Origin of the sequence: Paraburkholderia bannensis NBRC 103871 (assembly GCF_000685015.1) — a bacterium.
Lineage (GTDB): Bacteria > Pseudomonadota > Gammaproteobacteria > Burkholderiales > Burkholderiaceae > Paraburkholderia > Paraburkholderia bannensis.
This window is the reverse complement of the sequence record NZ_BAYA01000006.1, coordinates 207,065-232,975: the sequence shown is the minus strand read 5'-3', so window position 1 is coordinate 232,975 and position 25,911 is coordinate 207,065. Positions and strand designations below refer to the sequence as shown.

At 62.0% G+C, this 25,911-nt stretch carries 22 protein-coding genes; 17 read left to right on the top strand and 5 right to left on the bottom strand.

The window, feature by feature from the left end; all coding sequences use genetic code 11:
* Positions 1-144 precede the first annotated feature (144 nt).
* From BBA01S_RS12315 to BBA01S_RS12290, 6 genes are all read left to right on the top strand, one after another.
* Entirely contained in the window at positions 145-723 is a 579-nt protein-coding gene (locus BBA01S_RS12315) for a YqgE/AlgH family protein (RefSeq protein ID WP_027816719.1), read from the top strand.
* The gene (ruvX, locus tag BBA01S_RS12310) at positions 720-1,154 is read left to right on the top strand and encodes a Holliday junction resolvase RuvX (protein ID WP_174479168.1); all 435 of its coding nucleotides are present in this window, start codon (positions 720-722) and stop codon (positions 1,152-1,154) included. Before BBA01S_RS12315 ends, ruvX begins: the two co-directional genes overlap by 4 nt.
* A 94-nt stretch (positions 1,155-1,248) precedes the next feature.
* Complete coding sequence (locus BBA01S_RS40970; protein ID WP_042296887.1) at positions 1,249-2,322, top strand: aspartate carbamoyltransferase catalytic subunit; 1,074 nt, start codon at positions 1,249-1,251, stop codon at positions 2,320-2,322.
* 11 nt (positions 2,323-2,333) lie between these two features.
* Positions 2,334-3,623 carry a dihydroorotase gene (locus BBA01S_RS12300; protein WP_027816717.1) on the top strand — a complete coding sequence of 430 codons (1,290 nt, stop codon included), beginning with the start codon at positions 2,334-2,336 and terminating at the stop codon, positions 3,621-3,623.
* Positions 3,624-3,663: 40 nt separating this feature from the next.
* Positions 3,664-4,428, top strand: a complete 765-nt coding sequence (locus tag BBA01S_RS40965) for a lysophospholipid acyltransferase family protein (protein ID WP_042296886.1) — start codon at positions 3,664-3,666, stop codon at positions 4,426-4,428.
* Between the two features lie 99 nt (positions 4,429-4,527).
* The gene (locus BBA01S_RS12290) at positions 4,528-5,343 is read left to right on the top strand and encodes a 2OG-Fe(II) oxygenase (RefSeq protein ID WP_027816716.1); all 816 of its coding nucleotides are present in this window, start codon (positions 4,528-4,530) and stop codon (positions 5,341-5,343) included.
* Positions 5,344-5,362: 19 nt separating this feature from the next.
* On the opposite strand, the gene BBA01S_RS12285 is transcribed toward BBA01S_RS12290, so the two are convergent.
* Positions 5,363-6,214: a symmetrical bis(5'-nucleosyl)-tetraphosphatase gene (locus BBA01S_RS12285; protein ID WP_027816715.1), complete on the bottom strand. Its 852-nt coding sequence runs from the start codon at positions 6,212-6,214 to the stop codon at positions 5,363-5,365.
* Between the two features lie 398 nt (positions 6,215-6,612).
* Here BBA01S_RS12285 and rfbB point away from each other — a divergent pair, with 398 nt between their 5' ends.
* From rfbB to BBA01S_RS12255, 5 genes are read left to right on the top strand one after another with little or no spacing between them, the layout of a single operon-like run.
* Entirely contained in the window at positions 6,613-7,674 is a 1,062-nt protein-coding gene (gene rfbB, locus BBA01S_RS12275; RefSeq protein ID WP_027816713.1) for a dTDP-glucose 4,6-dehydratase, read from the top strand.
* A gap of 15 nt (positions 7,675-7,689) precedes the next feature.
* Positions 7,690-8,583, top strand: a complete 894-nt coding sequence (gene rfbA, locus BBA01S_RS12270; RefSeq protein ID WP_027816712.1) for a glucose-1-phosphate thymidylyltransferase RfbA — start codon at positions 7,690-7,692, stop codon at positions 8,581-8,583.
* Entirely contained in the window at positions 8,568-9,119 is a 552-nt protein-coding gene (rfbC, locus tag BBA01S_RS12265; RefSeq protein ID WP_027816711.1) for a dTDP-4-dehydrorhamnose 3,5-epimerase, read from the top strand. Before rfbA ends, rfbC begins: the two co-directional genes overlap by 16 nt.
* 7 nt (positions 9,120-9,126) lie before the next feature.
* Positions 9,127-10,020 (top strand): dTDP-4-dehydrorhamnose reductase, encoded by an 894-nt coding sequence (gene rfbD / locus BBA01S_RS12260; protein WP_062863695.1) that lies wholly within the window; start codon positions 9,127-9,129, stop codon positions 10,018-10,020.
* A complete protein-coding gene (locus tag BBA01S_RS12255) occupies positions 10,020-10,928 on the top strand; it encodes a glycosyltransferase family 2 protein (protein WP_027816709.1) in 909 nt (302 codons plus the stop codon). The genes rfbD and BBA01S_RS12255 overlap by 1 nt, the downstream gene beginning before the upstream one ends.
* A gap of 45 nt (positions 10,929-10,973) precedes the next feature.
* Here BBA01S_RS12255 and BBA01S_RS12250 read toward each other — a convergent pair whose 3' ends face one another.
* From BBA01S_RS12250 to BBA01S_RS12240, 3 genes are all read right to left on the bottom strand, one after another.
* Positions 10,974-12,992: a glycosyltransferase family 2 protein gene (locus tag BBA01S_RS12250; RefSeq protein WP_042296881.1), complete on the bottom strand. Its 2,019-nt coding sequence runs from the start codon at positions 12,990-12,992 to the stop codon at positions 10,974-10,976.
* A 154-nt stretch (positions 12,993-13,146) separates the two neighbouring features.
* The gene (locus BBA01S_RS48635; RefSeq protein ID WP_027816707.1) at positions 13,147-14,565 is read right to left on the bottom strand and encodes an ABC transporter ATP-binding protein; all 1,419 of its coding nucleotides are present in this window, start codon (positions 14,563-14,565) and stop codon (positions 13,147-13,149) included.
* Entirely contained in the window at positions 14,555-15,382 is an 828-nt protein-coding gene (locus BBA01S_RS12240; RefSeq protein WP_027816706.1) for an ABC transporter permease, read from the bottom strand. The genes BBA01S_RS48635 and BBA01S_RS12240 overlap by 11 nt, the downstream gene beginning before the upstream one ends.
* 506 nt (positions 15,383-15,888) lie before the next feature.
* On the opposite strand from BBA01S_RS12240, the gene BBA01S_RS12235 reads away from it, so the two are divergent.
* The 6 genes from BBA01S_RS12235 to BBA01S_RS12210 all read left to right on the top strand — a co-directional run bounded on the left by BBA01S_RS12235 (position 15,889) and on the right by BBA01S_RS12210 (position 24,999).
* Positions 15,889-17,259 carry an ABC transporter ATP-binding protein gene (locus tag BBA01S_RS12235; protein WP_027816705.1) on the top strand — a complete coding sequence of 457 codons (1,371 nt, stop codon included), beginning with the start codon at positions 15,889-15,891 and terminating at the stop codon, positions 17,257-17,259.
* Positions 17,260-17,378: 119 nt separating this feature from the next.
* Positions 17,379-20,576 (top strand): methyltransferase domain-containing protein, encoded by a 3,198-nt coding sequence (locus tag BBA01S_RS12230; RefSeq protein WP_027816704.1) that lies wholly within the window; start codon positions 17,379-17,381, stop codon positions 20,574-20,576.
* Between the two features lie 30 nt (positions 20,577-20,606).
* A complete protein-coding gene (locus tag BBA01S_RS12225) occupies positions 20,607-21,836 on the top strand; it encodes a glycosyltransferase family 4 protein (protein WP_027816703.1) in 1,230 nt (409 codons plus the stop codon).
* A gap of 15 nt (positions 21,837-21,851) precedes the next feature.
* Positions 21,852-22,430, top strand: coding sequence for an acyltransferase (locus tag BBA01S_RS12220; protein ID WP_027816702.1), 579 nt, complete (start codon positions 21,852-21,854; stop codon positions 22,428-22,430).
* Between the two features lie 50 nt (positions 22,431-22,480).
* Positions 22,481-23,446, top strand: coding sequence for a glycosyltransferase family 2 protein (locus BBA01S_RS12215; RefSeq protein WP_027816701.1), 966 nt, complete (start codon positions 22,481-22,483; stop codon positions 23,444-23,446).
* Positions 23,447-23,499: 53 nt separating this feature from the next.
* A complete protein-coding gene (locus tag BBA01S_RS12210) occupies positions 23,500-24,999 on the top strand; it encodes a mannose-1-phosphate guanylyltransferase/mannose-6-phosphate isomerase (RefSeq protein WP_027816700.1) in 1,500 nt (499 codons plus the stop codon).
* A gap of 34 nt (positions 25,000-25,033) precedes the next feature.
* Here BBA01S_RS12210 and BBA01S_RS12205 read toward each other — a convergent pair whose 3' ends face one another.
* Positions 25,034-25,849, bottom strand: a complete 816-nt coding sequence (locus BBA01S_RS12205; protein WP_027816699.1) for a sulfotransferase family protein — start codon at positions 25,847-25,849, stop codon at positions 25,034-25,036.
* Positions 25,850-25,911: the final 62 nt, after the last annotated feature.

Below are 25,911 nucleotides of genomic sequence, written 5' to 3'. Positions count from 1 at the left end.
AAGGCGGTGCCCAATCCGCGTTGCAGGCCCGCCGCGCCAGCATGTTAGAGTGAGCCATTCCCCGCGCTACGGTAAGCCCCAGAGGCTGCCGGAAGGCCAGGCAGGCCACCGCCAATCCGTATCGTCTTTGCTAGAATTCAAACCATGTCCAAAAGTAACGATCGCATTAATCTGACCAATCAGTTCCTGATCGCCATGCCCAACATGGCGGATCCCACGTTTTCAGGAACGGTGGTCTACCTTTGCGATCATTCCGAGCGCGGCGCGCTTGGTCTCGTGATAAACCGTCCCACCGACATCGACCTCGAAGCGCTGTTCTCGCGCATCGACCTCAAGCTGGAAATCGAACCGCTGCTGCACGTGCCCGTCTACTTCGGCGGCCCGGTGCAGACCGAGCGCGGCTTCGTGCTGCACGCGCCCATGACGGGCACGAACTACACGTCGTCGATGTCGGTGCCGGGCGGGCTCGAAATGACCACTTCGAAGGACGTGCTCGAAGCGGTCGCCAGCGGCACCGGCCCCGACCAGTTCCTGCTCACGCTCGGCCATGCCGGCTGGGGCGCGGGCCAGCTAGAGGACGAAATCTCGAAGAACGGCTGGCTCACCGTCGAAGCCGACCCGAAGATCGTCTTCGAAGTGCCCGCCGAAGAGCGTTTCGAAGCGGCGCTCGCGCTGCTCGGCATTTCCTCGGCGATGCTCTCGGGCGAAGCGGGTCACGCATGAGCGTGGTGGGGCGCAACGCCGCCGAGGCGACCCTGCTGGCCTTCGATTACGGTGAAAAACGCATTGGCGTGGCGCTGGGCAACGTGCTCACGCGCAGCGCCCGCGCGCTCACTGTGATCCAGAACCGCAGCATCGATTCCCGTTTTGAAGCCGTGGCCGCGCTCTTGCGCGAATGGCAGCCCGACCGCCTCGTGGTCGGACTGCCGAGCCATCCGGACGGCACGCCGCACGTCATGACGAAGCAGGCGAAGCGCTTTGGCAACCAGCTCAATGGCCGCTTTCAGCTGCCCGTCGAGTGGGTGGACGAGCGCTATTCGTCGGTCGACGCCGAGTCGCGCCTGCGCGAGCGCGGCGAGCGTGCCGAGCACGTGGACGCCGAAGCCGCCTGCGTGATCCTCCAGCAATACCTCGACGAACTCCCTTCCGCCTGAGCGCAGTCAAGGTGATGTGTCTACCCCGCTTGACGCGCCGCGCCGCACACCTTTTGAGATTGACCCCGCAAGCCATTCGCGCAGGACTCCAGCAATGAATTCACAGCCCACGCCCGCACCGGCCGCAGCCGCACATGCCGCCGATGCCGCCGACAAGCGTTATCGCTACGGCTTCCTCAAAGGCAATCCGCAGCTCACGAAAAACGGCGAACTCAAGCATCTGCTTTCGATCGAGGGCCTGCCGCGCGCGATCCTCAACCAGGTGCTCGACACGGCCACGCAGTTCGTGAGCGCCACCGACGGGGACATCAAGAACGTGCCGCTGCTGCGCGGCAAGTCGGTGTTCAACCTGTTCTTCGAGAACTCGACGCGCACGCGCACGACCTTCGAGATCGCCGCCAAGCGCCTGTCGGCGGACGTGCTGAACCTGAACATCAACGCATCGTCGACGAGCAAGGGCGAATCGCTGCTCGACACCATCGGCAACCTCTCGGCGATGCATGCCGATATGTTCGTCGTGCGCCATGCGTCGAGCGGCGCGCCGTATCTGATCGCCGAGCATTGCGCGCCGCACGTGCACGTGATCAACGCCGGCGACGGCCGCCATGCGCACCCGACGCAGGGCCTGCTCGACATGTACACGATCCGCCACTACAAGCGCGATTTCACGAATCTGCGCGTGGCGATCGTCGGCGACATTCTGCATTCGCGCGTGGCGCGCTCGGACATTCATGCGCTGACGACGCTCGGCGTGCCGGAAGTGCGGGCAATCGGCCCGCGCACGCTGCTGCCGGGCGGTCTCGAACAGATGGGCGTGCGCGTGTTCCACAACCTCGACGAAGGGTTGAAGGGCGTGGACGTCATCATCATGCTGCGCCTGCAGAACGAACGCATGAGCGGTGCGCTGCTGCCTTCGGCGCAGGAGTATTTCAAGAGCTGGGGCCTCACGCCCGAGCGGCTCGCGCTCGCCGCGCCCGATGCGATCGTGATGCATCCGGGGCCGATGAATCGTGGCGTCGAAATCGACTCGCAGGTCGCGGACGGCCCGCAGTCGGTGATCCTCGATCAGGTGAGTTTCGGCATCGCGGTGCGCATGGCGGTCATGGGCATCGTCGCGGGCGAAAAGATGACTGGCGGCGCGAAAAGCGGCGCTGGTAGCAACACATAACGCGGGGCAGCATGAAGATTCATATTCAAGGCGGCACGCTGATCGACCCGGTCGCGGGCACCGAACAGCAGCAGGACGTTTTCATCGACGCGGGCATGATCGCCGCATTGGGCACGGCGCCCGCGGGTTTCATCGCGGACAGGACGATCGATGCGCGCGGTCTGATGGTCGCGCCCGGTTTCGTCGACCTGAGCGCGCGGCTGCGCGAGCCAGGCTACGAGCACAAGGCCACGCTCGATTCGGAAATGCACGCGGCGCTCGCGGGCGGCGTGACGACGCTCGTGTGCCCGCCGGACACCGATCCGGTGCTCGACGAAGCGGGCCTCGTCGAGATGCTCAAGTACCGCGCGGGCAAGCTCGAACGTGCGCACGTGCATCCGCTCGGCGCGCTGACGGTGGGCCTCAAGGGCGCGGTCATCACCGAGATGGTGTCGCTCACCGAAGCAGGCTGCATCGGCTTCACGCAGGTCGATTCGCCGATCGCCGATACCCAGGTGCTGCTGCGCGCGCTCCAGTACGCGAGCACGTATGGCTACCCGGTGTGGCTGCGCCCGCAGGATCCGTTTCTGTCGAAGGGCGGCGTGGCCGCGAGCGGCGCGCTGGCGTCGCGCCTGGGGCTGTCGGGCGTGCCGGTCAGCGCGGAAACCATCGCGCTCTTTACGCTGTTCGAGCTGATGCGCGTGACGGGCGCACGCGTGCACGTGCAGCACCTGTCGTCGGCGGCGGGCGTGGCGCTGGTGCGCTCGGCCAAGGCTGAAGGGCTGCCGCTGACCTGCGACGTCACCGCGAACCATCTGCACCTGACCGATACCGATATCGGCTACTTCGACGCGCAGTTCCGCCTCGATCCGCCGCTGCGCCAGCAGCGCGACCGCGACGCGCTGCGCGCGGGCGTGCTGGACGGCACCATCGACGCGATCTGCTCGCAGCACACGCCCGTGGACGACGACGAAAAGCTGCTGCCGTTCGCGGAAGCGACGCCGGGCGCAACGGGGTTGGAGCTGCTGCTGTCGCTGACACTCAAATGGGCGCAGGAAGAGAACGTGCCGCTCGCGAAGGCGCTGGCGAGCATCACGTCGGCGCCGTCTGCGGTCGTCGGCAAGGATGCGGGACGCCTGAGCGTGGGCGCGAGCGCCGACCTCTGCGTGTTCGACGCACACGCGCACTGGCAGGTCGAACCGCGCGCGCTGCGCAGCCAGGGGCACAATACGCCGTTCCTCGGCTACGAACTGCCCGCCGTGGTGCGTGCGACGGTGGTGGCGGGGCGCGTCGGTTTCGAGCGCAACGCAGCAGGCCACTGAGAACCCGCAAGCCGACCTCGACTTCGATATCGACCCAGCCATGAGTCTTTTCTTTCGCAAAGCCCGTCTGCTCGGCCATCTGCTGCGCGGCGCCTGGACTGTCGGCGTGCGCTTTCCGCGCGCCACGCCCGCGCAACGCCAGGCGCTGAACCGCGCCTGGTCGCTCAAGATGCTCGCCCTGTGCGGCATGAAGCTCGTTGTGCATAACGACTCGGCGCGGCTGGACGCGGGCGCGCTCGTCGTCAGCAACCATATTTCGTGGATCGACATTTACGTGATCAACGCGTGGCGGCCGACGCCGTTCGTCTCGAAGGCCGAAGTGCGCAGCTGGCCGCTGATCGGCTGGTTCGCGGCGAATCTCGATACCGTGTTCATCGAGCGCGAGAAGCGCAGCGAGGCGCGGCGCATCATGCACGAACTGTCGTCGCGGCTGGAGCGCGGCGAGCTGATGTGCGTGTTCCCCGAAGGCACGACCACCGACGGGCTCGCGCTCAAGCCGTTCCATTCGAATATGTTCCAGGCGCCGGTGTCGGCGGGGCGGCCGGTGCAGCCGGTCTGCATCATGTACGAGGATGCGCAGGGTCGCCAGTCGATCGCGCCGGCGTATATCGACGATCTGTCGCTCAAGGATTCGCTTGACGCGATGCTCAAGGCCGGGCCGATTACGGCGCACGTCTATGTGGGCGAAGCGCTGGAGCCGGGCGACGATCGGCGCAAGCTGGCGGCGCGGGCGCAGGAGTCGGTGGGCGCGGCGCTGGAGGCAATGCGCACCGAGGCGTCGGTGGGCGTCGGCCAGCGCGTCTGAGACGGCGCAGAGCGGCGTAGATCGACTTAGATCGACTTAGATCGACGTAGGGCGGCGCCAGGCCATCATCATCGGATCATCGAAAGCAGGACAGTCATCATGGATCGTACGGAACTCGGCGCGCTCATCGCGGCGCGTCTTGAATCGGAGCGCGCACGGCTGCGCGAGCAATGGACGCAGACGGCGCCCATCCAGCATTTCCATATCGACGATGTGTTGCCGGAATCGGTTGCCCGCGAGATTCGCGCGGGCTTCCCCGATGCGTCGAAGATGATGCTGCGCAAGAGCCTGCGCGAACTCAAGTACGTATCGGCGCAGATGGACGCGCACGCGCCGCTGCTCGAAGAGATCATCTTCGCGTTCCAGGCGCCGCGCGTCGTGGAACTCATCAAGGAGATCACGGGGCTGCGCTCGCTGTATCCGGACGAGCACCTGTACGCGGGCGGCATCTCGATGATGGGGCCGGGCCACTTCCTCAACCCGCACCTGGACAACTCGCACGACAAGGATCGCGAGCACTATCGTGTGCTCAATCTGCTCTACTACGTATCGCCGGACTGGTCGCAGGAGAAGGGCGGCAATCTGGAGGTGTGGCCGCAGGGCACCAAGGCGGAGCCGACCACCATCGTCAGCCGCTTCAACCGGCTCGCCGTGATGGTGACGAACCAGCACTCATGGCATTCGGTGTCGAAGAACGTGAGCGACGAGCAGCGTTGCTGCGTGTCGAATTACTACTTCTCCGATCATCCCGTTGGCGACGATGAGTACTTTCATCCGACGTCGTTTCGCGGCCGGCCCGAGCAGCCCGTGCGCGATGTGGTGCTGCAGGCCGATGCCGCGGCGCGCGGTTTCGTGCGCCGGGTCTTCCCCAAGGGCGTGAAGGCGACGACGCACGTGTACAACAAGAAGCGCTGAGGCGGCGCTTCAGGCGGCTTCAGGCCGATACCGCGCGGCAGTTCGGGCAGGCCACCTGGGTGAGGATGCGCTGATAAGGATCGCTGGCGAGACTCACCGCCGACAGCCGCTCGCCCCACACGCAGCCCGAATCCAGGCCGATGACGTTCTTGCGCAAGGTCAGCCCAAGCGCCGCCCAGTGCCCGAACACGACGGTGATGTCCGAGGTCTTGCGCCCCGGCACGTCGAACCACGGCATATAACCCGGCGGCGCGGAATCCAGTCCGCCACTCGTGCTGAAATCCATCGTGCCGTCTTCGCTGCAAAAGCGCATGCGCGTGAGCGCGCTGCAGGTCAGGCGCAGCCTGTCGATGCCCTTCAGTTCTTTCGACCAGCGATTCGGTTCGTTGCCGTAGAGGCCCGCGAGCGTCTCTTTCCAGTTGTCGCGGCGCAGCGCCTGTTGCAGTTCGTGCGCAAGCTCCAGCGTCAGGTCAAGGCTCCACTGCGGCAACACGCCCGCATGCACCATCAGCATGCCGCGCTCGTAGTGCGCGATCGGGCGATGACGCACCCAGTGCAGCAAATCCTCGGCATCGGGTGCAGCAAGAATGGCGTCGATGGTGTCGCCCTTTTTCGACTTGCGAATGCCCGCCGAAACCGACAGCAAATGCAGGTCGTGATTGCCGAGCACAGCCACGCCGCGATCGCCGAGCGCAATCACTTCGCGCAGCGTCTCAAGCGATGCGGGCCCGCGATTGATGAGGTCGCCCGCAAACCATAGCGGTGTATTGGAAGAGGGGGCGGCCTTGGCGAGCAACTCCCGGAACGGGGTCAGACAACCCTGAAGGTCGCCGAAAGCGAGAGGCGGCGGGAACGGCGCTTGCTTGGTCATTGAATCTGAATCAGTTGCAGTCAATTGCAATTCGATGGCGGAGGATGCCGGGGACAAGAGGGTGACGGTATCACAGGAAAACGATTGCCGCGTGATCGTGGATGACAATCAGAAAGCCAACGCGCGTCGCAGTCAATTGTCTGAAAAATATGGGCGAGAAAGAAAGCAAAGCCGCTTTGTCAAGCTGTTTCAAGATGTTAGAGGTATGGTTTTCGTTCGGTCTGTCCGTATAATTGTCACGATATAACCAGAGCGAAAAGCGTATGCTGCGCGGATAAAAGCGGCATTTCCCTCGCAATAAGTCCATTTTTACAGCATCCTTTCGTGCGTTTGGCTGCCGGGGGCCTTTGGGTTAGACGGCCAGGCGCATTACCATCACACGCCTAAAAAGGAATTCCATGATCCTGGTAACGGGCGGTGCCGGCTTTATCGGCGCCAACTTTGTGCTTGACTGGTTCCGTCAATCCGACGAAGCCGTTCTGAACGTAGACAAGCTGACCTACGCGGGCAATCTCGGCACGCTGCAATCGCTCCAGGGCAATCCGAATCACGTGTTCGCGCGCGTGGACATCTGCGATCGCGCCGCGCTTGACGCGCTGCTCGCCGAGCACAAGCCGCGCGCCGTGCTGCACTTCGCCGCGGAAAGCCACGTCGACCGATCGATCCACGGCCCGGCTGATTTTGTTCAGACCAATGTGGTCGGCACGTTCACGCTGCTCGAAGCCACCCGCCAGTACTGGAATACCTTGCCGGAAGCCGAAAAAGCGGCCTTCCGCTTCCTGCATGTCTCGACCGACGAAGTGTTCGGCTCGCTTTCCGCGACCGATCCGCAGTTCTCGGAAACCACGCCGTACGCGCCCAACAGCCCGTACTCGGCGACCAAGGCAGGTTCCGACCATCTCGTGCGTGCGTATCACCATACGTACGGCCTGCCGGTTCTCACGACCAACTGCTCGAACAACTACGGCCCGTACCAGTTCCCCGAAAAGCTCATCCCGCTGATGATCGCCAATGCGCTGTCGGGCAAGCCGCTGCCGGTCTACGGCGACGGTCAGAACGTGCGCGACTGGCTCTACGTGGGCGACCATTGCAGCGCGATCCGCGAAGTGCTCGCGCGCGGCCAGAGCGGCGAGACGTACAACGTCGGCGGCTGGAACGAGAAAAAGAACCTCGAAGTCGTGCACACGCTGTGCGACCTGCTCGACAAGCTGCGCCCGAAGGCCGCAGGCTCGTACCGCGACCAGATCACCTACGTGACGGATCGCCCCGGACATGACCGCCGCTACGCGATCGACGCGCGCAAGCTCGAACGCGAACTGGGCTGGAAGCCGGCCGAGACCTTCGAAACCGGTCTCGCGAAGACGGTGCAGTGGTACCTGGACAACCAGGCGTGGGCCGACGAAGTCGCTTCGGGCGAATATCGCAAGTGGGTCGAAACCAACTACGCGCAGCGTACGTAAAGGCAGGCGCACGACATGGCACGCAAAGGCATTATTCTCGCTGGCGGTTCCGGCACGCGGCTCTATCCGATCACCCACGCGGTGTCGAAACAGCTGTTGCCCGTGTACGACAAGCCGATGATCTACTACCCGCTGTCGACGCTGATGATCGCGGGTATTCGCGATGTGCTCATCATCTCGACGCCGCAGGACACGCCGCGCTTCGAGTCGATGCTCGGCGACGGCAGCCAGTGGGGCATGAACATCCAGTACGCGGTGCAGCCGTCCCCGGACGGTCTCGCGCAGGCGTTCATCATCGGCAAGGAGTTCGTCGGCAACGATCCGTCGGCGCTGATTCTTGGCGACAACATTTTCTACGGCCACGACCTCGCGAAGCAGCTCGAACGCGCCACGGCGCAGGAATCGGGCGCGACGGTGTTCGCCTATCACGTGCAGGATCCCGAGCGCTACGGCGTGGTCGAATTCGACAAGGGCTTCCGCGCGCTGTCGATCGAAGAAAAGCCCGCCAAGCCGCGTTCGAACTACGCGGTCACGGGCCTGTACTTCTACGACAACCGCGTGTGCGACATCGCGGCGGACATCAAGCCGTCGCCGCGCGGCGAACTGGAGATCACGGACGTGAACTCGCGCTATCTCGCCGATGGCGCGCTCAACGTCGAGATCATGGGCCGCGGCTTCGCGTGGCTCGACACCGGCACGCACGATTCGCTGATCGAAGCGGCGACCTTTATCGCCACGCTGCAAAAGCGTCAGGGCCTGGTGGTCGCGTGTCCGGAAGAGATTGCATATCGCCGGCAATGGATTGACGCAGAACAACTGCAGAAGCTCGCTGCGCCGCTCTCGAAGAACGGCTACGGCAAGTATTTGTTGAACATTCTTACGGACCAGGTCGCATGGCCATCACGGTAACGGCAACGGCACTGCCCGAAGTCAAGATCATCGAGCCGAAGGTGTTCGGCGACGCGCGCGGCTATTTCTACGAAAGTTTTAACGGCCGCGAATTCGCGGAACTCGTGGAGCCGGGCGTGGAGTTCGTGCAGGACAACCATTCGCGCTCGGCGAAGGGCGTGCTGCGCGGCCTGCACTACCAGATCCAGCATGCGCAGGGCAAGCTCGTGCGCGTGGTGGAAGGCGAAGTGTTCGACGTGGCCGTCGATATCCGCAGGAGCTCGCCGAATTTCGGCAAATGGGTGGGCGTGCATCTGTCGACGGAGAACCATCGGCAGTTGTGGGTGCCGCCGGGTTTCGCGCACGGCTTTGTCGTGCTGTCGGAGTCGGCGCAGTTCCTCTACAAGACGACCGACTACTGGTATCCGGAGCACGAGCGCAGCCTCGCGTGGAACGATCCGGCCATCGGCATCGAATGGCCGATCGACTTCGAGCCGCTGCTGGCCGCCAAGGACGCGGCGGGCAAGAAGCTGGCCGAAGCCGATGTCTTTGCGTGAGGACGTGATGGATCAGCAAGCCACCATTCTCGTCACGGGCGTCAACGGTCAGGTTGGCTATGAGTTGCTGCGCACGTTGCAGGGGCTCGGGCGCGTGGTCGGCCTCGACCGCGCCGCGCTCGACCTGAGCGACCTCGACCGCGTGCGCGCGGTCGTGCGCGAGCACAAGCCGTCGATCATCGTGAATCCGGCGGCCTACACAGCTGTGGACAAGGCCGAAACGGACGAAGCCACGGCGCGACGCCTGAACGCCGAAGCGCCCGCGGTGCTGGCGGAAGAAGCGGCGCGCTGCGGCGCGGCGCTGATCCACTATTCGACCGACTACGTGTTCGACGGCGCGAAGGACGGCGCCTATGTCGAAGACGACGCAACGAATCCGCAGAACGTCTACGGGCTGACCAAGCTCGAAGGCGAGCAGGCGATCGCGGCGAGCGGCTGCGCGCATCTGGTGCTGCGCACGAGCTGGGTGTATGGGCGTCGCGGCAAGAATTTTTTGCTGACGATGCTCAAGCTCGGCGCGGAGCGTCCGGAGCTGCGCGTCGTGGCCGACCAGATCGGCGCGCCGACGTGGTCGAATTCGATCGCGACGGTGACGGCGCATATCGTCGCGCAGGGTCTCGCGGCCCAGCGTGGCGGCGACGCCAACTGGTGGCGCGAGCGCTCGGGTGTCTATCACTTCAGCGCGACGGGCGAGACTTCGTGGCATGGCTTCGCCGAAGCGATTTTCGACGCTGCGATGGGTGAGAAGGCGCCGAAGGTGCTGCCGATTCCGGCCAGCGACTACCCGGTGCCTGCAAAGCGGCCTGCGAATTCGCGCATGGCGACCGACAAGCTTGCGCGCACGTTTGGCGTGCAATTGCCGTCATGGGACGAGGCGCTTCGCCTTTGCCTCGCGGATTGATGGACGCGACGGCGGGTGGCAGTGGCGCAGTCGGTACGGTCGTGGTGTTCTATCGGCCGGACGTGGACTGCGTTGTGCGGGCGAACCGTCTGGCGAGCTACGGCCCGTGCGTGGTTGTCGATAACAGCGAGGAACTGTGCGATGCGGCCTCCCTCGGGCTGGATCCGCGCGTTACGTACCTTCCCAACGGTGCAAATCTCGGCATTGCGACCGCGCTCAATCAGGGCGTCGAAGCACTGATCGCGCTGGGTTGCACGAGCGCGATCCTGTTCGATCAGGATAGCGAACCGTCTGAATCCTTGCTCCTTGAACTGCCGGCGCAACTTGCGCGAGCCAATGCAGCAGGCGAGCGCGTGGCCGTTGTTGGGCCCGCGTATGAAGATGCGCGTTTGCGCGGGGTCGCGCCGTTTGTCCGGTTTCAATGGTTCCAGTTTGGACGGATCGAGCCGGTGGGCGATGCGCCAATCGACGTCGATTTCCTGATTACCTCGGGTTCGTGCATCAACCTCAGGTACTGGTCGGCGATAGGCCCGATGGACGATGCGCTCTTTATCGATTTTGTCGATCTGGAGTGGTGCGTACGGGCGAAGCGAAAAGGCTATCGCGTGCTCGGGCTGCCCTGGGTACGCATGCGTCATGAACTCGGTGGCGAGCCTGTTCGCGTGCTGGGGCGTGCGTATCCGATGCACGGCCCGCTGCGTCACTACTACCAGTTCAGGAACGTAATCGCGCTGGTGAAACGCTCCTCGATGCCCGCGAAGTGGAAGAGCGCAGAGCTCATCAAGCTGCCCGTGCGTATCGTGGTCTATTGTTTCTTCCCCAACAAGCGCCGCGAGCATTTGCGCATGGTGTGGCGAGGCGTTCTGGATGGGCTGTCTGGCCGCCTCGGCGCGTATCGACGGCACTAGGCAGGCTGGCGCCGCTGGACGGCGCTTGCCATGACCGTGACCGTTTCAATCGGGTAGCTGCGTGCGCGGCGGCTCGGCGAGGCTGAACGGCAGAACCTGGGTGCTCAACGACAGGTTCGGATTGTAGGCCGGATCATTTTCGAGCTGGCCCTTCCAGCGCTGCTCCATCAAACGGACTTCGTTCGAAAAGCGCCGATATTTCTCCGGCGCCATGTCCGAGCCCCGGGTCGCGGACTCGTAGTGGTAAAGCTCCGCATGCGGCGTCCACACATTGCGGTAACCGGCTTCTCGCACACGCAGGCAAAAATCGACGTCGTTAAACGCGACCTGGAGCGCCTCATCGAGGCCGCCCACCTCGTCGTAGATTGATTTGCGGATGACGAGGCACGCGGCGGTGACCGCCGACAGATTCTGCGTGACCAATGCGCGATCGAAATAGCCCGCGTCGCCCTTCGCCAGCATGTGATGTACATGGCCGCCTACGCCGCCCAGGCCGATCAGGACGCCGCCGTGCTGAAGCCGGTCGTTCGGGTACCAGAGCGCCGCGCCAATGGCGCCATTGCCGGGCTGGCACGCCAGGCCGACCATTTCATCGAGCCAGTCCGGGGAGATGACCTCTGTGTCGTTATTGAGCAGGCACAGATATTCTCCGCTCGCCTGCGCCGCCGCCCGGTTATTGAGCGCGGAGAAGTTGAACGGCGAGTCATCCCTGAGCACGCGCACGTTCGGCAACTCGCTGATCTTTTCGAAATACTCAAGGGTTTCGCGAAGCTCGCTGCCGTTGTCGATGACGAGGATCTCGTAATTCGGATACGTCGTCTTTTCAAGCACGCTATCGATACATTGACGCAACAGGTCGACGCCGTCACGAGTCGGAATCAACAGCGAAACCCTGGGGGCAGGATTCGGGATCGCATAGCGCACCTGCAACACGGCCGGGCTGCCTGAAGTCAGCGACACCGTCGCCTCCACACCACGGCGTTCGAGATGTTCGGCGACCGCGCGAGTCATCTGTTCACCCGGACGTTTCAACGATGGCGGGGCAATCGAATCGGCCGATGGGCTGCGGCGGTGGCAGAGTACGTGTGCAATATGGATCACGCTTGCGTTGCCGACGCGTTCGACACCACGCAGTGCAAGATCGTGATAACGGCAATCCTCGAAACCAGGCCTGAAGCCGCCCATCTCGCGCACCAGCGCCGTGTCGTACACGGCCAGATGTGAACACGCATCCAATGCGAGAAACAGTTCCGGGTTCCAGTCGCTTTTGAAATGCGGCGCCGTGCGCTTGCGATCCGCGCTCAACTGGTCTTCATCGCTGTAGAAGATCCGGCCGTGCGGATACTGGTCGATGGATTGCGCAACCATGAACAAGGCGTGCTCGGGCAGCACGTCGTGCTCGTCGAGGAGAACAACGAAATCCCCGTGGGCAAGTTCCAGCGCGCTGTTATCGACTTCCCAGCCTGCGCGATTCTCTGGATGCACGATCGCCTTGATCCTGGCGTCACGCTGCGATTCGCCGTCAAGAAATGCTCGCACTTGTTCCGCGATGTCTGCGTTGGCGGCGATGCAGAACTCCCAGTTCGGGTAGATCTGCCCCTGAACCGACCGGATCATTTCGCGCAGGTTTTGCAGGTCACCGTCACGCACTGAGACAACGACCGAAAGCAGTGGCCGATGCGTCCAGGCCGACGTGCGCTTGCGCATCTCGTCCCTGATGGCAGGGGTAAGCGTGTCGTATTGGGCGATCCACTTCTGGTAGTCGCGTTGCGATGTCTGGCCGAATCCCGTGCCACTTGCCGCGACGCGGCGCAGTCTCTTCAGGAACCCCGTCAAACCTTCGTCTCGTACGACACGCACACCATAGGCCAGCAGGTTGCGCGGGCCGCCGTGCATGTGAATGAGCCGGCGGCCGGTCTCCACCAGCTTTTGTGGAATATTTTTCGGCGCTGCAGTCGGTGTATCCGGTACTTCGGATTCGGCCGCCGGCGCAGGCTGCTTCGGCGTGTCCACTTCGTACGACTGAGTATGACTGGAGGCTTTCGTGTTTGGATCGTTCGTCATAGTCGTCGTTGGGCGTGCGCCGTTACTGGGTTCAAGTCGCGCGACGCAAAAAGGATGTGTCACGCGTCGGCTCTCGCGCCTGGGGTGTCAAGCTCGGTACGGGCTCACGCCGTTGGCGGGCGCCGCCAGCGTGCGTTCCGGGCCAACGCGCACGTCACGTTTCCTCGATCACTTCCTGTGTGTAGAGTTTGACGTTCGCCATCGGAAGGCCAACGAGGCCGGTCGTGACGCTGGCCGTTTCCGATTTGATGATCAGGGCATCGTGCACGCAGTCCAGTACGACAGGCGTCTCGCCAGCCCTGTCTGCGACGAGGACAGTGATTGCGTAGTCGCCGGGCGGCAGAATCGGCATTTCGAAGAGAAATTCGGCGAAGAGCAGGTCGCTGGCCCCGTTTGCCACCTGGGTTTTGGTGAGCGAGGTATCGTCGCCAAAGAGAGGCTGGCCGAGTCGATCCTTGAGGAAGAAAGCAACGACCGGTGCGCCATGTGCGCCATGCCTCGTGCTGACGCGCAGCAGCACGCGTTCGCGACCGACGACCCAGGTGACTGCTCCGCCTTGCTCGTTGGTCAACTGCACCGACTCGATCAACGTCGTCGTGCGTTGCGTCCCGAGGTCGTGCGGATCGATGCAGAAGTTCGTGATCTTCGTCGCCGTTGCGTCGGGCGTTTTGAGGAATCGTTGTCGCTGATCTGCGCTTTGCGAGGAGGCCGCCGAGGTGGCTGCGATCAGGGAGGCTTGCATACGCTCCGCCGATTCGTCCTGGTCGTTCCGGGACGCGTTCGCTTGTCGCTCGTAGAAGGCCTCGAAATAGCGGGTGCAAACATCCTTTGCAGCACCCATGTCGCGGACGTCGCCGCGATCCAGCCAGATCACGCGTTTGCACAAGCTGCGCACAGCAGACGAGTCGTGGCTCACGAAAAGGACGGTTCCGTTCTGCTGGAAACGGCGCAGGAAGCGCATGCACTTTTGCGTGAAAAACGCGTCGCCTACCGCGAGCGCTTCGTCGATCACCAGAATGTCGGCATCGACGTGCGCGATGACCGCAAATGCCAGGCGCACGAACATTCCGCTCGAATACGTCTTGACCGGCTGATCGATAAAGCGGCCGATCTCGGCGAACTCGATGATCGTTTCAAGGCGTTCGTCGATCTGGTCGCGCGTCAGGCCATGCAATTGCCCGTTGATATAGATGTTTTCGCGGCCAGTGTATTCGGCGTCGAAGCCCGAGCCGAGTTCGAGCAGCGCAGCAATCCGGCCAGCCGTGTGTATCGTGCCCTCGGTAGGGGCGAGCGTGCCGCAAATGATCTGCAGCAGCGTGCTCTTGCCGGAGCCGTTGCGTCCGATGATGCCGACCGTTTCGCCTCGGGCAATCTCGAAGTCCACGCCTTTGAGCGCCCAGAATACGCGGACGCATTCTTGTGAGCGCCGCTGAAAGAAGCGTCGTAGCGGTGAGGCAGGTGCGAGCCTGCCGAGCAGCGCAAATACGCTGCGCTTCAGTCGATCGGAGGGCTTTTCGTAAGACTCGAAGCCCTTCTTGATCGAGTGCGCGCGGATTGCAATGTCAGATGACATCGGCAAATCCTCGTCGGGTCTTCTGGAAACAGGCGAAGCCGATCCAGGCAACCGAGATAGCGATAAGCGAATAGATGGCCCAGTGACCCCACATGATCGACTGGCCCCAGACGAGAACGTCGCGGCCCTGCTCGATCGGGTAGGTCAGCGGGTTCAAGTAGACGAACGGGCGGAAGCGTTCGGGCAACGACGACACCGGGAAGAAGATCGGCGACAGGAACATCAAGCCGGTAATCAGGATGCCGATCGTCTGGCCGATGTCGCGCAGATAGACGCCAGTGGCCGCGAGGATCCAGCTGAAGCCGAGAATGAACACACAAAGCGGTGCAAGCACGACCGGGAACAGGAATGCGGTCGGCGGGACGTGGCCCGCGATCAGCCACTCGGCCAGCAGCAGGATGAAGCCGCTGACACAGAGGTGAAAGAGCGCGGAAAGCAGCGCTACGCACGGCAGTATCTCAAGCGGGAAGACGATCTTCTTCACGAAGTTCGAATGCGAAAGGATCAGCGTCGGCGCCCGGCTGATGCACTCCGAGAAGAGGTTGAACATGATCATCCCGGAGAACAGGACGACGGCGAATTCGCCTTTGGACGCGGTCTGCGTGCCCGTGCCACCCCAACGCGAGTTGAACACTTCGCTGAACACGAAGGTGTAGATGCTCAGCATGAAGAGCGGGGTCGCGAGTGACCAGAAGATTCCGAGGAATGAACCCTTGTAGCGCCCTACGGCGTCGCGCCGCGCGAGATCCAGCATGAGGCGCCGATTCTTCACCAGCGATGCAGCGAGGCATCGCGGCGAAACGCTAAAGCTATGCATATATTGGTGATCGATTCAAGCGAAAGTAGCTACGGGGGAAGGGACACAACCTGATTGCGCGCCCGATGCGTAAGCCATTGATTTTTGACATGTTGGCCGATGCAGCCGGAATCAGACGCAGGCCCTGGGCCAGGCCCTGAACCGGGTCGCTGCGGCATGTGCGTCGTACGCTAGCCATTATCGATTATCTCATACGCTCCGACCGACTAGCCCCGTCTTCGCTGTGTTGTCAAAGTGTAACTCTTGCAATGAAATGCTGGCCCGCAAGGCCCGTCTGGCGCGGTCGTTTACGTTCGCGGGGCACCGTCCCGTGGGACTGAATCGGTCAATCGCAGGCGAATGGGCCCGTGCTCGATCGCGATGCGTCTCATATCGTGAAACGCTCGAATCGTTGTAAAATTATCGCTTTATGTACGCCGCCGCCGAGTGGCTGGTCAATCGCTCGCCAACGCACGCGATAGTGCGGGGGCTATGAAAAAAAGTGCGCCCGGCTGGGGAAAGTTTACATGTCTGAAAATTTGGTGATCGAAGCTTTGGGCGTCAGCAAAGGCTTCCATTCCTACGAGCAACCCGCCGACCGATTGCGGCGCGGCGTGCTGGGGATGGCGGCACGGCTGGCGCCGGGCGCTGCCGCGCGCCGCGCCGCGCTTCGCCGGGCCGATGCGCTGTCGAACACCTTCTGGGCGCTGCACGACGTGAGCTTTACGGTCGCCGAGGGCGAGACGGTCGGGATCATCGGTCGAAACGGCTCCGGCAAGAGCACGCTGCTCCAGATCGTGTGCGGAACACTCGCGCCGTCGGGCGGCACAGTAAACGTTCAAGGTCGCGTGGCGGCATTGCTCGAGCTGGGCTCGGGTTTCGACGTCGAGTACACGGGGCGTGAGAACATCTATCTCAACGCGCAGCTGTATGGCCTGACGCGTGCACAGATTGACGAGCGCTACGACGATATCGTCGCGTTCGCGGACATTGGGGACTTCATCGAACAGCCGGTGAAGACTTACTCGAGCGGCATGTTTGTCCGTCTCGCGTTTGCGGTGATCGCACACGTCGATGCGGATATCCTGGTGATCGACGAGGCGCTCGCCGTGGGCGACGCGTTCTTCAATCAGAAGTGCTTCCGGTTTTTGCATGAATTTCGTAAGCACGGAACGATCCTGTTCGTCAGCCACGATACCTCGACGATCAGAAAGCTCTGTTCGAAAGTGATCTGGATCGATCAGGGCCATGTCATGGCCTCGGGCAATCCCGATGAGGTCTGCGCCGCCTACCTCGAAGCCCGCTACACGGGCACCGGCACGCCGGAGGCTGCGGGGCCGCAGCTGACGTCGCAGCCTCGCGCCGCCGAACTCGACGAGCGCCGCGAACTGATCAATGCCTCCGCGCTGCGTAACGACATCGAGGTGATGGCGTTCAACAGCGATTCGCAGGCGTTCGGATCGGGCGGGGCGCAGATCGCCGACGTCGCGTTGCTCGACGAGGCGAAGCGCAGGCTCGATTGGGTCGTCGGTGGAGAGCCGGTTACGCTGCGGGTAGCGGTGGTGACGCGCGTGCCGCTGGTCTCGCCGATCGTCGGGTTCTACCTGAAGAACGATCGCGGCCAGGATCTGTTCGGCGAAAATACCTTCGTGACATTTGCGGACCAGCCGGTCGAGTGTGCTGCGAACGAGACTTTGTATGCGGAGTTCTCGTTTGTGATGCCCATGCTGCCGGTCGGAGACTTTTCGATCAACGTCGCGGTGGCGGAAGGTACGCAGTACAACCACATTCAACTTCATTGGGTCCACGACGCGCTCCCGCTAAGGGTACATGCGTCCCGGGTGGAGCACGCCCTGCTTGGGATCCCGATGCTTCACCTCGGCATGTCGGCGCAATAGCCGATGAATGGGGAGCTAGCCCGGCTGCGCGACGCGTGCCGGCAGCGAACACCACATGACTTTTGTGTAATCCACGTGCTTGATTCAAGCACCGTCAGCCTGTAGAGCGGAATTTACCTATGACCAAGCAAGTCCGAACGTTTCGGTTCAAGGGCGCGGAGAACGGTCACGAGTTTACCGGGGAGCGATATCTTCCTGGCGTGGCCGGCCCCATCCAGTACGAGCACTACCATCGCTATCTCTTTTCTGCCTTGCTCTGCGAGGGTAAGGAGGTGCTCGATATTGCTTCTGGCGAGGGCTATGGTTCGGCGGTGCTGGCGCAGTCGGCCAAATCGGTCGTCGGCGTGGATATTGACCCGAAAGCCGTCGAGAACGCCCGTGCACGCTATGGCGACCGCGCCAACCTGCGCTACGAGCATGGCAGCGCGACGGCGATCCCGCTCCCGGACGCTTCGGTCGATATTCTCAATTCTTTCGAGACGCTCGAACACTTCCACGAGCATGAAGCCTTCATGAAGGAGGCGCGGCGCGTACTTCGGCCAAACGGGTTGATGATCATTTCGACGCCGAATCGTCCGATTTATTCGCCTGCCGGATCGCCCCCCAACGAGTACCACGTTCGCGAGCTCGACCGGCAGGAGTTCGTCGACTGGCTCAAGACCGGATTCAAGAACTTCGTCCTCTACGAACAGAAGCCGACTGCCGGCTCGATGCTGTTCCGCGAGGGGCGCCAGGGCCCGCGCGAGGTGAGGTACTGGAACGAGACCAGCGTCGGCGAATATCAATCGGGCTCATCGTTGATCGATCCGGTGTATTTCGTCGCCATCGTGTCCGATGGGCCGCTGCCCGATCCCGACGACGATGTGCTCGAAGGCAGCTTCTCTTTCGCGCGCTACGACAACGAGCGTAACGCCCAGATCGGACGCCTGACGGTCGAGACGGTCAGGTTGACCAACGAAGTGCTCAAGCGCGATGACGAAGTCGGTCGACTGACGGTGGAAGCCGTTCGTCTGAACAATGAGATCATCGCCCGCAACGAAACGATTGCCGGGCTGTCGAGCGATCTCTCCAGCCGCAAAGACGAGATTGCCGACCTGAATGGCGAACTGGTCATCCGGAACAATCAGGTCGACGAGCTGAACAACGAGAAGACGCGCTTGAGCAACCTGCTTCATGAGCAGGGCGCAAAGGTCGATGCGATGCGCAGGCAGATGGACGAGATACTGCGTTCCGCGTCCTGGCGCGTGACGAAGCCGTTGCGGTTTGCGTCGCGTCGTCTGCGTCCGGTGCGACGCGGCGCGCCAGCGAGCGCCCAGGACGTGCGCGACAGTGGCAATGCGGCCCCGTCGGTGCGCATGCCGGCGATCCCCAGGTCGTCGGCGCCGTTCGAGCAGGCTGCTCACGCGCGTGCCACCATCGTGGTGGTCGCGTCCGGCGGCGCTGATGATCTGGATCGCTGTCTTGCGGCGTTGAGCGCTTATACGACGAAAATTCCCTATCGCGTCGTGGTCGTTGGCGCATCTCATCCGCAGATCGAAGCGCGCTACGGCGTGCAGGCCTTGTCGGATCGAGACGCAGACAAGTCGCTCGCCGCGCTTCGCGATGGCGTGGGCGCGATCGACAGCGAGTTCGTCGTGCTGCTGTCTGACGACCTGATTGCGCATCCGGACTGGCTCGCTGCGGTCGATGAAGCGTTTGTGCGCTTTCCCGATGCTGCTGCCGTTTCCGCGTTGATTCTCGACGAGTCCGGACGAGTCAAGGCAGCCGGTGCGTCGATCGGCGAAGATGCGCGTTTGCATCCGAACTGCGCCGGGTTGGAGCCGACCGATCCTAAGGTCAATGCGGTGATGCGTGTCGCGTGCTCGGCACCGGGCTTCGTTGCGCTTCGCAAGGCAGCCTGGGAGCGTATCTCGCCGGCCTTCGTCGCTGAAGCGCCGTTCCAGGCCGGGCTCGTCTCGATCGGCTTGCTGTTGGCGGATCTCAACGAGAACACCTATTCGCAGCCCTTTGCGCGCTTCACGCAACTGCCGGCTTCGCGTTCGACGGGTCTTGCCGCTCCGGACGCCTGGGATGAAGCTCATCAGCGCTGGGCATTGCGCCAGCGTTACGAAAGCAAGTTCGCCGGCTCCGGCGTCCATGGCGACGTGGTCACGCTGGCCCAGCGACCCAAGATCGTCATGGTCGACGCGTTCGTGCCGAAGCCCGATCAGGATTCGGGATCGGCGGACGTGTACTGGTATTTGCGGATTTTCCATGCGTTCGGCTTCCAGGTCAGCTTCATCGCTGCGTTCGAGCAGGCGCCGGTCGAGCATTACGCCGATGCGCTGCGGCGTTGGGGCGCTCGCGTGCAGTACGCGACGGATCTTGCTTCGCTCAATCGCCTCGTGATCGAGGAAGCGAAGGATGCCGCGGTCGTGCTGGTGCAACGCGTCATCGTCGCCCGGCACATCGTCGAGCCGCTGCGCACGCAGGCGCCCAACGCCAAGGTGATCTTCGGCACGGTGGATCTGCACTATCTGCGCGAAGAACGTGCGGCCATTCACGCGCGTTCGGCGCAGGCGCTCGACGATGCGCTGATGCTTCGTCGCGAGGAAATCCGCGCGGTGAACCTGTCCGACGCGACGATTGTGGTGAGCCGACTCGAAAGCGATATCGTCAAGAGCTTCGTGCCGTCCGCGAACGTGCATCGCATCCCGATTCCGCGCCTGCCGACGCGTTCGAGCGCCGGATTCGACGAGCGCCGCGGCGTCGTATTCGTCGGTGGTTTCGCGCATCTGCCGAACATCGATGCGGTCAACTTCCTCGTCAAGGAAATCTGGCCGTTGGTGAGAAAGCAGTTGCCCGATGCGGTGCTGACGGTCGTCGGCAGCAATGTCACCCCCGAAGTCAAGGCGCTCGACGATGCGAAGTCAGGCGTGAAGATCGTTGGCTTCGTCGAGAACCTCGACGATGTGCTGGGCACCGCGCGGCTGTCGATCGCCCCGTTGCGCTACGGCGCCGGTATCAAGGGCAAGGTGGTGTCGAGCTTGCTGCATGGACTGCCGTGCGTGCTGACGAAGATCGCGAGCGAAGGCATGGGCCTGGTTGACGGCGAAGAAGTGCTCGAAGGCGAGACGGCCGCCGAACTGGCGGATGCCATCGTCAGGCTTCATGAAGACGCACAGTTGTGGACGCGCATTGCCGATGCAGGTTTTGCTGCCGCCACCGCGGAATATTCGGTCGAGCGGGTGGCTGCGAAATTGTCGGAGCTGCTGGATTCAGTCGGCGTAACCGACAGTTCGCGCGTACTTCGTTCCGACGCCTTCAGTGTGCGTTGACCCTAATTACCCGGATCACCCGTAAAACTCATGTTTCAAACCGTACTGTCGCTTTTCAGGAAGTCACCGCCGCCTCGCACCGATGGCCGTCTGGGTGTCTTGATCGAACTCGCTTCTTTCGACAAAGGGGGGCTCGAGAAGGTCGTGCTCGACTCCGCCATCGCGTTTGACCGGAACCGCTTCGACGTGACCATCGTGACGCCTGGCACGGTCGGCCATCTCGGGGCGGTCGCGAGAAACGCCGGACTGCGGGTGATCGGTTTGCCTTCGCGTAACCCGCTGCCCGCGTACGAGCGCCTGCTCAAGGAATTGCACATCGATGTAGCGATGTCGCACTTCTCGCATACTGGCTATGAGCTGTTTGCGCGCCACCGGATTCCGAACATCACGTTCATCCACAACGTCTACGCGTTCTTCTCGAAAGAGCAGGCCGATGCGTTCGAACGCAACGACCGGTATGTCGACTGCTACATCTCGGTGTCGCAGAACGCAACGCGCTTCGCAGTCCAGAATCTGGGTGTGGATGCGCAAAAGGTCATCACGGTGCCGAACGGGCTCATCATTTCCGAGCACGAAGCGCGCGACAAGAAGCCGGTCAAGCTCACCCGCGCCGAACTCGGTCTTGCTGATACCGACTACGTGTTCGCGAACATCGCGTCGTACAACCTGCACAAGGGGCACTACGTGATGGCCGATGCCATGCGGCATCTGCTGCAGCGTCGCCGCGACGTGAAGATCCTGTGCGTCGGCAATGTTGTCTACCCGCCTCATGTCGAGGCGCTGCGAAACTATCTGGCGGAGCATGGGCTCGAGCAGCACATCCTGATGCCGGGCTATTTCCCGGACGTCGAGGACGTGCATCGCGTCACGGACGCGTTCCTGTTGCCTTCGTTCATTGAAGGGTGGAGTATCGCGATGAACGAGGCGATGTTCTACCAGAAGCCCATGATTCTCACGGATACGGGGGCTTCGGCAGAGGTCATCGAAGACAACGACATTGGCATTCTCGTGCAGAACGAGTACGGCGGCACACCGAACCTGAACTCGAAGCTGCTCGACGAACTGGCCTATGCGCCGCGCAGCTATGCGATCGCGCCTGTACTGGCCGACGCGATGGACAACATGGCGTCGAACCGCGACGCATGGCGTGAAAAGGCGGCCGCTGGACGCCGCAAGATCTACGAGCGATTTGACTTCTCGAATATCGTTAAGCGCTACGAAGAGATCATTGAGACCGTGGTCAAGAAAAGCAGTCGCTAATATTCAAGGGAACACATGCTCGAGCCAGTCAAGCGAGTCTATCGTTTTATCCGATGGCGTTTTAAGCCCGCTCTCTGCTTTTATCTTGGCAATCACCTGTTCATGAACTACATGCCGTACGGGATCAGGCATTGGTTTCTGCGGCGTTTTTGCCAGGTCAGGATCGGGAGTGATTCGAGCATCGCGATGGGGTGCTTCGTAACGGGTTACCACATCGCGATCGGCAACAATACCGTGATCAATCGCTATACCTATCTGGACGGGCGCGTGCCGTTGACGATCGGCAACAACGTCAATATTTCGCACTACACGCTCATTCAGACACTGACGCATGATCCGCAGAACCCGGATTTTGTCTGCCTGTGCAAGCCAGTGGTCATCGAAGACCACGTATGGGTTGGCGCTCGCGCGATCATCAGCCCGGGGGTGCGCATTGGCGAAGGTGCGGTGATCGGCGCGGGCTCTGTTGTCACGCGCGATGTCGAGCCCTACACGATCGTTGCTGGTAATCCCGCTCGTTTCATCAAGGAGCGTTCGCGTGATTTGCGCTACAAATCACGCTACTTTCCGTTCTTTGATACCGATATACAATAGCCGGCATCGGTTGCCCCGCATTCGAATTGCCGCTACCCATTTTTCCGAACATGCCGCTCTTCAAATCACGCCGCGCGTCGGCGCCGTTGACGACCCCATCCATTTCCGTGGTGGTGCCCCTCTATAACCATGCCCGTTATATCGAGGCTGCGCTCGACAGCGTACTGACGCAAACTTCGCCAGCGGACGAGATCATCCTGATCGACGACGGATCGTCGGACAATGGTTTCGAGCTCGCAGAACGGGTATTGGCGAAGGTGCCGAATGCAAAGGCTTACAAGCAGCAAAACGCGGGTGCGCACAACACCATCAATCGTGCGATTGGCATGTGCCGCGGCGACTATGTCGCCGTCCTGAATTCCGATGACGTGTTTGCGCCAACGAAGCTTGAGCGCTGCCGCGTGATCGCTGGCGAGCGGCCTGGAACCGGGCTCATTGCGGGCGCGCCCGGAATCATGGATGACAACAGCGTCAAGCAAAAGGGCGGTGTTGCAATCGACTGGCTCGGGCGTGCGCGACAATTCCTCGATGAAACAAAGCTGCCCCAGCTCGCGTTGCTGAACGAGAACTTTGTTGCGACGACATCGAACATGGTTTTCACGCGTGAACTGTGGGAGGCGGCGGGTGGGTTCCAGCCGCTGCGCTATTGCCACGACCTCGATTTCCTGATGTTTGCGTATGCGCATAGTTCGGTGTTCCTCGACAGCGAACATGAGCACATCGTCTATCGTGTGCACGAGAAGAACACGATCAAGGAAGACCTGAGTGGCGTGCGCGTCGAAATCGCAGCCGTGATTGCACAGGCACTTTACGCCTCCGGCCCCCGCATTTTTTCGGCTGGCCTTGGCGGGAACGATCTGGCGGCTTTTCAGACTTTCCTGCGGAACAAGCAGATGACGGAAATGCTGTGCTTTTTCCAGACCGTCCTGCCCGCGTTCGCGACGCGCGCTGCGTTTTATGAGTACGCGGCAGCCACTTCCAATGCACCGTCATTTCGGGCGGCCGTCACTAGCTGATCGTCGAGCGTCTGTCCGACCGCTGTTCTCCGACTCAATAGATCAATATCCTCATGAACTCGACCGTCCTACCTTCATCGCACGCCGCTGCGCGACCGACCGCCCAGATACCGCTCCAGGCGGTGATTCTTGCCGGTGGGTCGGGAACGCGCCTGTGGCCGCTGTCGCGGGAGCATTTCCCCAAGCAGCTCATCGAACTGCTCGGCGACGAATCGCTGCTCCAGTCGACGGCGCGTCGCCTGGATGCGCTCCAGAACAGCCGGCCAGTCGCAGATGAAGTGTTGGTCGTATGCGGTGAAGAACACCGGTTCACCACGGCGGAGCAGATGCGGCGTGTGGGACGGCAAAGCCGGATCATCCTTGAGCCGGTCGGCCGCAATACCGCTCCGGCGCTCACGTGTGCTGCGCTCGAACTCGTCGAGGGCGGCAAGGATGCGGTCATGGTGGTGATGCCCGCCGACCACGCCATCGTTGACGCAGCAGCGTTTGCTAAAACGGTCGCCGTCGCCGCCGACTACGCAGCAGAGGGCGCGGTCGTGACGATGGGCATTGTGCCGACGCGGCCGGATACCGGTTATGGCTACATCAAGGTCGGAGCAACGGCGGGCGAGCAGGGCGGTTACAGCCTCGAGGGTTTCGTCGAAAAGCCGGGCAAAGAGTTGGCGCAGACCTACGTGAGCTCGGGCGAATACCTGTGGAATAGCGGCATTTTTATCCTTCGGGCGTCCGTCTGGCTGAAGCTGATTGAGCATTTCCGCCCGTTGATCGCAGACGCCGCGCGACGCGCGTTTGCGGCGTCCAGTTCAGACCGCGACTTCCTTCGTCTGGGCCAGAGCGAATTTGTCGAGTGCCCATCCGAGTCGATCGACTTCGCCGTGATGGAGCATCTCGGCGAACTGTCATCTTCCGTCAGCGGCGTCGTGGTGCCTTTGCAGGCAGGCTGGTCGGATGTCGGTTCGTGGGACGCGATCTGGGATCTGCTGCCCAAGGATGCATCGGGTAACGTCGCGCGTGGCCGGGCCATGTTCGAAGGCGCAGTCAATACGTTGACCCACTCCGAAGGGGGCCGCCTGATCGCCTGCGTCGGCACGGAGGATCTCGTCGTGGTGGAAACGCCGGACGCCATTCTGGTCGCGAAGACTTCGGAAGTGCAGCGGGTCAAGAATATCGTGGCGCGCCTGAAGGCGGAAAATGCCGCCGAGGCGCACTACCACCGCAAGGTCTACCGGCCGTGGGGCTACTACGACTCGATCGACGGCGACCGCGGATTCCAGGTAAAGCGTATCGTCGTCAATCCCGGCGGCCGCCTGTCTTTGCAGATGCACCATCATCGAGCGGAGCATTGGATCGTTGTCAGCGGAACGGCGCTTGTCACGCGTGGCGACGAGTCTTTCCTGCTTTCCGAGAACGAGTCCACGTTCATTCCGCTGGGACAGACTCATCGGCTTGAAAATCCGGGCAAGATTCCGCTGTCGATGATCGAAGTCCAGTCGGGCAGCTATCTGGGCGAAGACGATATCGTGCGCTTCGACGATACCTACGGGCGCAAATAAAGCTATTTAAGGGCGCGTTAGACGCGCCCTTTTTTTACAGATAGCCAAAAGCGCTGAGCGCCTCAGCTGCGGTTGCCTCGCAGTGTTCCCTCAGGCGCGGCGCCAGCTCAGTTTGCCAGGAGGTGGTGCGCTCCTGGAGGAAAGGCTTGGCGAGATTGGTGTGGCTTTGGTCGTTGCGCAACATCGGCGCACGCTTGCTGTTGTCCAGCATCGCCTCTTCAAACTCCAGGCCAAGGAATTCCGACGTTTTCGCGAGCGAGTTGCGGGGATCCAGCACGAGATCTTCGTAGCGCACCAGAAGATAGTTAGGACGACCGACCATGGTCTTGTGCAGATGCAGATTCGTGTAATTCCACAAGCGCGGGAAATATTCTTCGATACCCGCCGGCGCCCACGACACTTGATCCAGTGACGAGAGCACACCGCGCACGTCGCGCACGATATGAACGAATTTAATGTCGGAATCAAGCAAGGAGACCTGTTCGAGCTTGCGGATCGACAGTAAGTCGTCCGGCGTCTTGTCGCCGCTGATCACTTTGCCCGCATTGCGCGCGATGCGGCCATAGATTGCATTCAATACGCCGGCCAGCGTCGGCGCTGCGGTTTCAAGCACCTCGCCGACTTCGATCTTGCTGATATAGGGTTCGAGGACTTCTGCGTAGTCGTCGGTCGACGTGATGATTTCAGCAATGAGGCGCCGAGCCAACGGCCAGTCGCTGATGCAGCCAATCACATGAGCGACCGGGCTGATAAAAGTCGTCTGGTTTGGGATAAAAATGCCGCTATGAAGGTTTAGGGATTCCTTGTATAGCGTCGTGCCCGAGCGCGGGGAGCCAAATAAAATGAACATAAAACTTACTCCCTAATAACCTGGCGTCAGGCGTTAAAAGGCGGATTCCGCGAATATGGATA

Excerpts from the sequence above, each read along its gene's own strand:
- rfbD (WP_062863695.1), top strand. The coding sequence starts at position 9,127 with ATGGATCAGCAAGCCACCATTCTCGTCACGGGCGTCAACGGTCAGGTT.
- BBA01S_RS12225 (WP_027816703.1), top strand. The coding sequence starts at position 20,607 with ATGTTTCAAACCGTACTGTCGCTTTTCAGGAAGTCACCGCCGCCTCGC.
- BBA01S_RS12205 (WP_027816699.1), bottom strand. The coding sequence starts at position 25,849 with ATGTTCATTTTATTTGGCTCCCCGCGCTCGGGCACGACGCTATACAAG.
- rfbC (WP_027816711.1), top strand. The coding sequence starts at position 8,568 with ATGGCCATCACGGTAACGGCAACGGCACTGCCCGAAGTCAAGATCATC.
- BBA01S_RS12220 (WP_027816702.1), top strand. The coding sequence starts at position 21,852 with ATGCTCGAGCCAGTCAAGCGAGTCTATCGTTTTATCCGATGGCGTTTT.
- BBA01S_RS12240 (WP_027816706.1), bottom strand. The coding sequence starts at position 15,382 with ATGCATAGCTTTAGCGTTTCGCCGCGATGCCTCGCTGCATCGCTGGTG.
- BBA01S_RS40970 (WP_042296887.1), top strand. The coding sequence starts at position 1,249 with ATGAATTCACAGCCCACGCCCGCACCGGCCGCAGCCGCACATGCCGCC.
- BBA01S_RS40965 (WP_042296886.1), top strand. The coding sequence starts at position 3,664 with ATGAGTCTTTTCTTTCGCAAAGCCCGTCTGCTCGGCCATCTGCTGCGC.
- BBA01S_RS12300 (WP_027816717.1), top strand. The coding sequence starts at position 2,334 with ATGAAGATTCATATTCAAGGCGGCACGCTGATCGACCCGGTCGCGGGC.
- BBA01S_RS12235 (WP_027816705.1), top strand. The coding sequence starts at position 15,889 with ATGTCTGAAAATTTGGTGATCGAAGCTTTGGGCGTCAGCAAAGGCTTC.
- ruvX (WP_174479168.1), top strand. The coding sequence starts at position 720 with ATGAGCGTGGTGGGGCGCAACGCCGCCGAGGCGACCCTGCTGGCCTTC.
- BBA01S_RS12210 (WP_027816700.1), top strand. The coding sequence starts at position 23,500 with ATGAACTCGACCGTCCTACCTTCATCGCACGCCGCTGCGCGACCGACC.
- BBA01S_RS12250 (WP_042296881.1), bottom strand. The coding sequence starts at position 12,992 with ATGACGAACGATCCAAACACGAAAGCCTCCAGTCATACTCAGTCGTAC.
- BBA01S_RS12285 (WP_027816715.1), bottom strand. The coding sequence starts at position 6,214 with ATGACCAAGCAAGCGCCGTTCCCGCCGCCTCTCGCTTTCGGCGACCTT.
- BBA01S_RS12315 (WP_027816719.1), top strand. The coding sequence starts at position 145 with ATGTCCAAAAGTAACGATCGCATTAATCTGACCAATCAGTTCCTGATC.
- BBA01S_RS12255 (WP_027816709.1), top strand. The coding sequence starts at position 10,020 with ATGGACGCGACGGCGGGTGGCAGTGGCGCAGTCGGTACGGTCGTGGTG.
- rfbB (WP_027816713.1), top strand. The coding sequence starts at position 6,613 with ATGATCCTGGTAACGGGCGGTGCCGGCTTTATCGGCGCCAACTTTGTG.
- BBA01S_RS12290 (WP_027816716.1), top strand. The coding sequence starts at position 4,528 with ATGGATCGTACGGAACTCGGCGCGCTCATCGCGGCGCGTCTTGAATCG.
- BBA01S_RS12215 (WP_027816701.1), top strand. The coding sequence starts at position 22,481 with ATGCCGCTCTTCAAATCACGCCGCGCGTCGGCGCCGTTGACGACCCCA.
- BBA01S_RS12230 (WP_027816704.1), top strand. The coding sequence starts at position 17,379 with ATGACCAAGCAAGTCCGAACGTTTCGGTTCAAGGGCGCGGAGAACGGT.
- BBA01S_RS48635 (WP_027816707.1), bottom strand. The coding sequence starts at position 14,565 with ATGTCATCTGACATTGCAATCCGCGCGCACTCGATCAAGAAGGGCTTC.
- rfbA (WP_027816712.1), top strand. The coding sequence starts at position 7,690 with ATGGCACGCAAAGGCATTATTCTCGCTGGCGGTTCCGGCACGCGGCTC.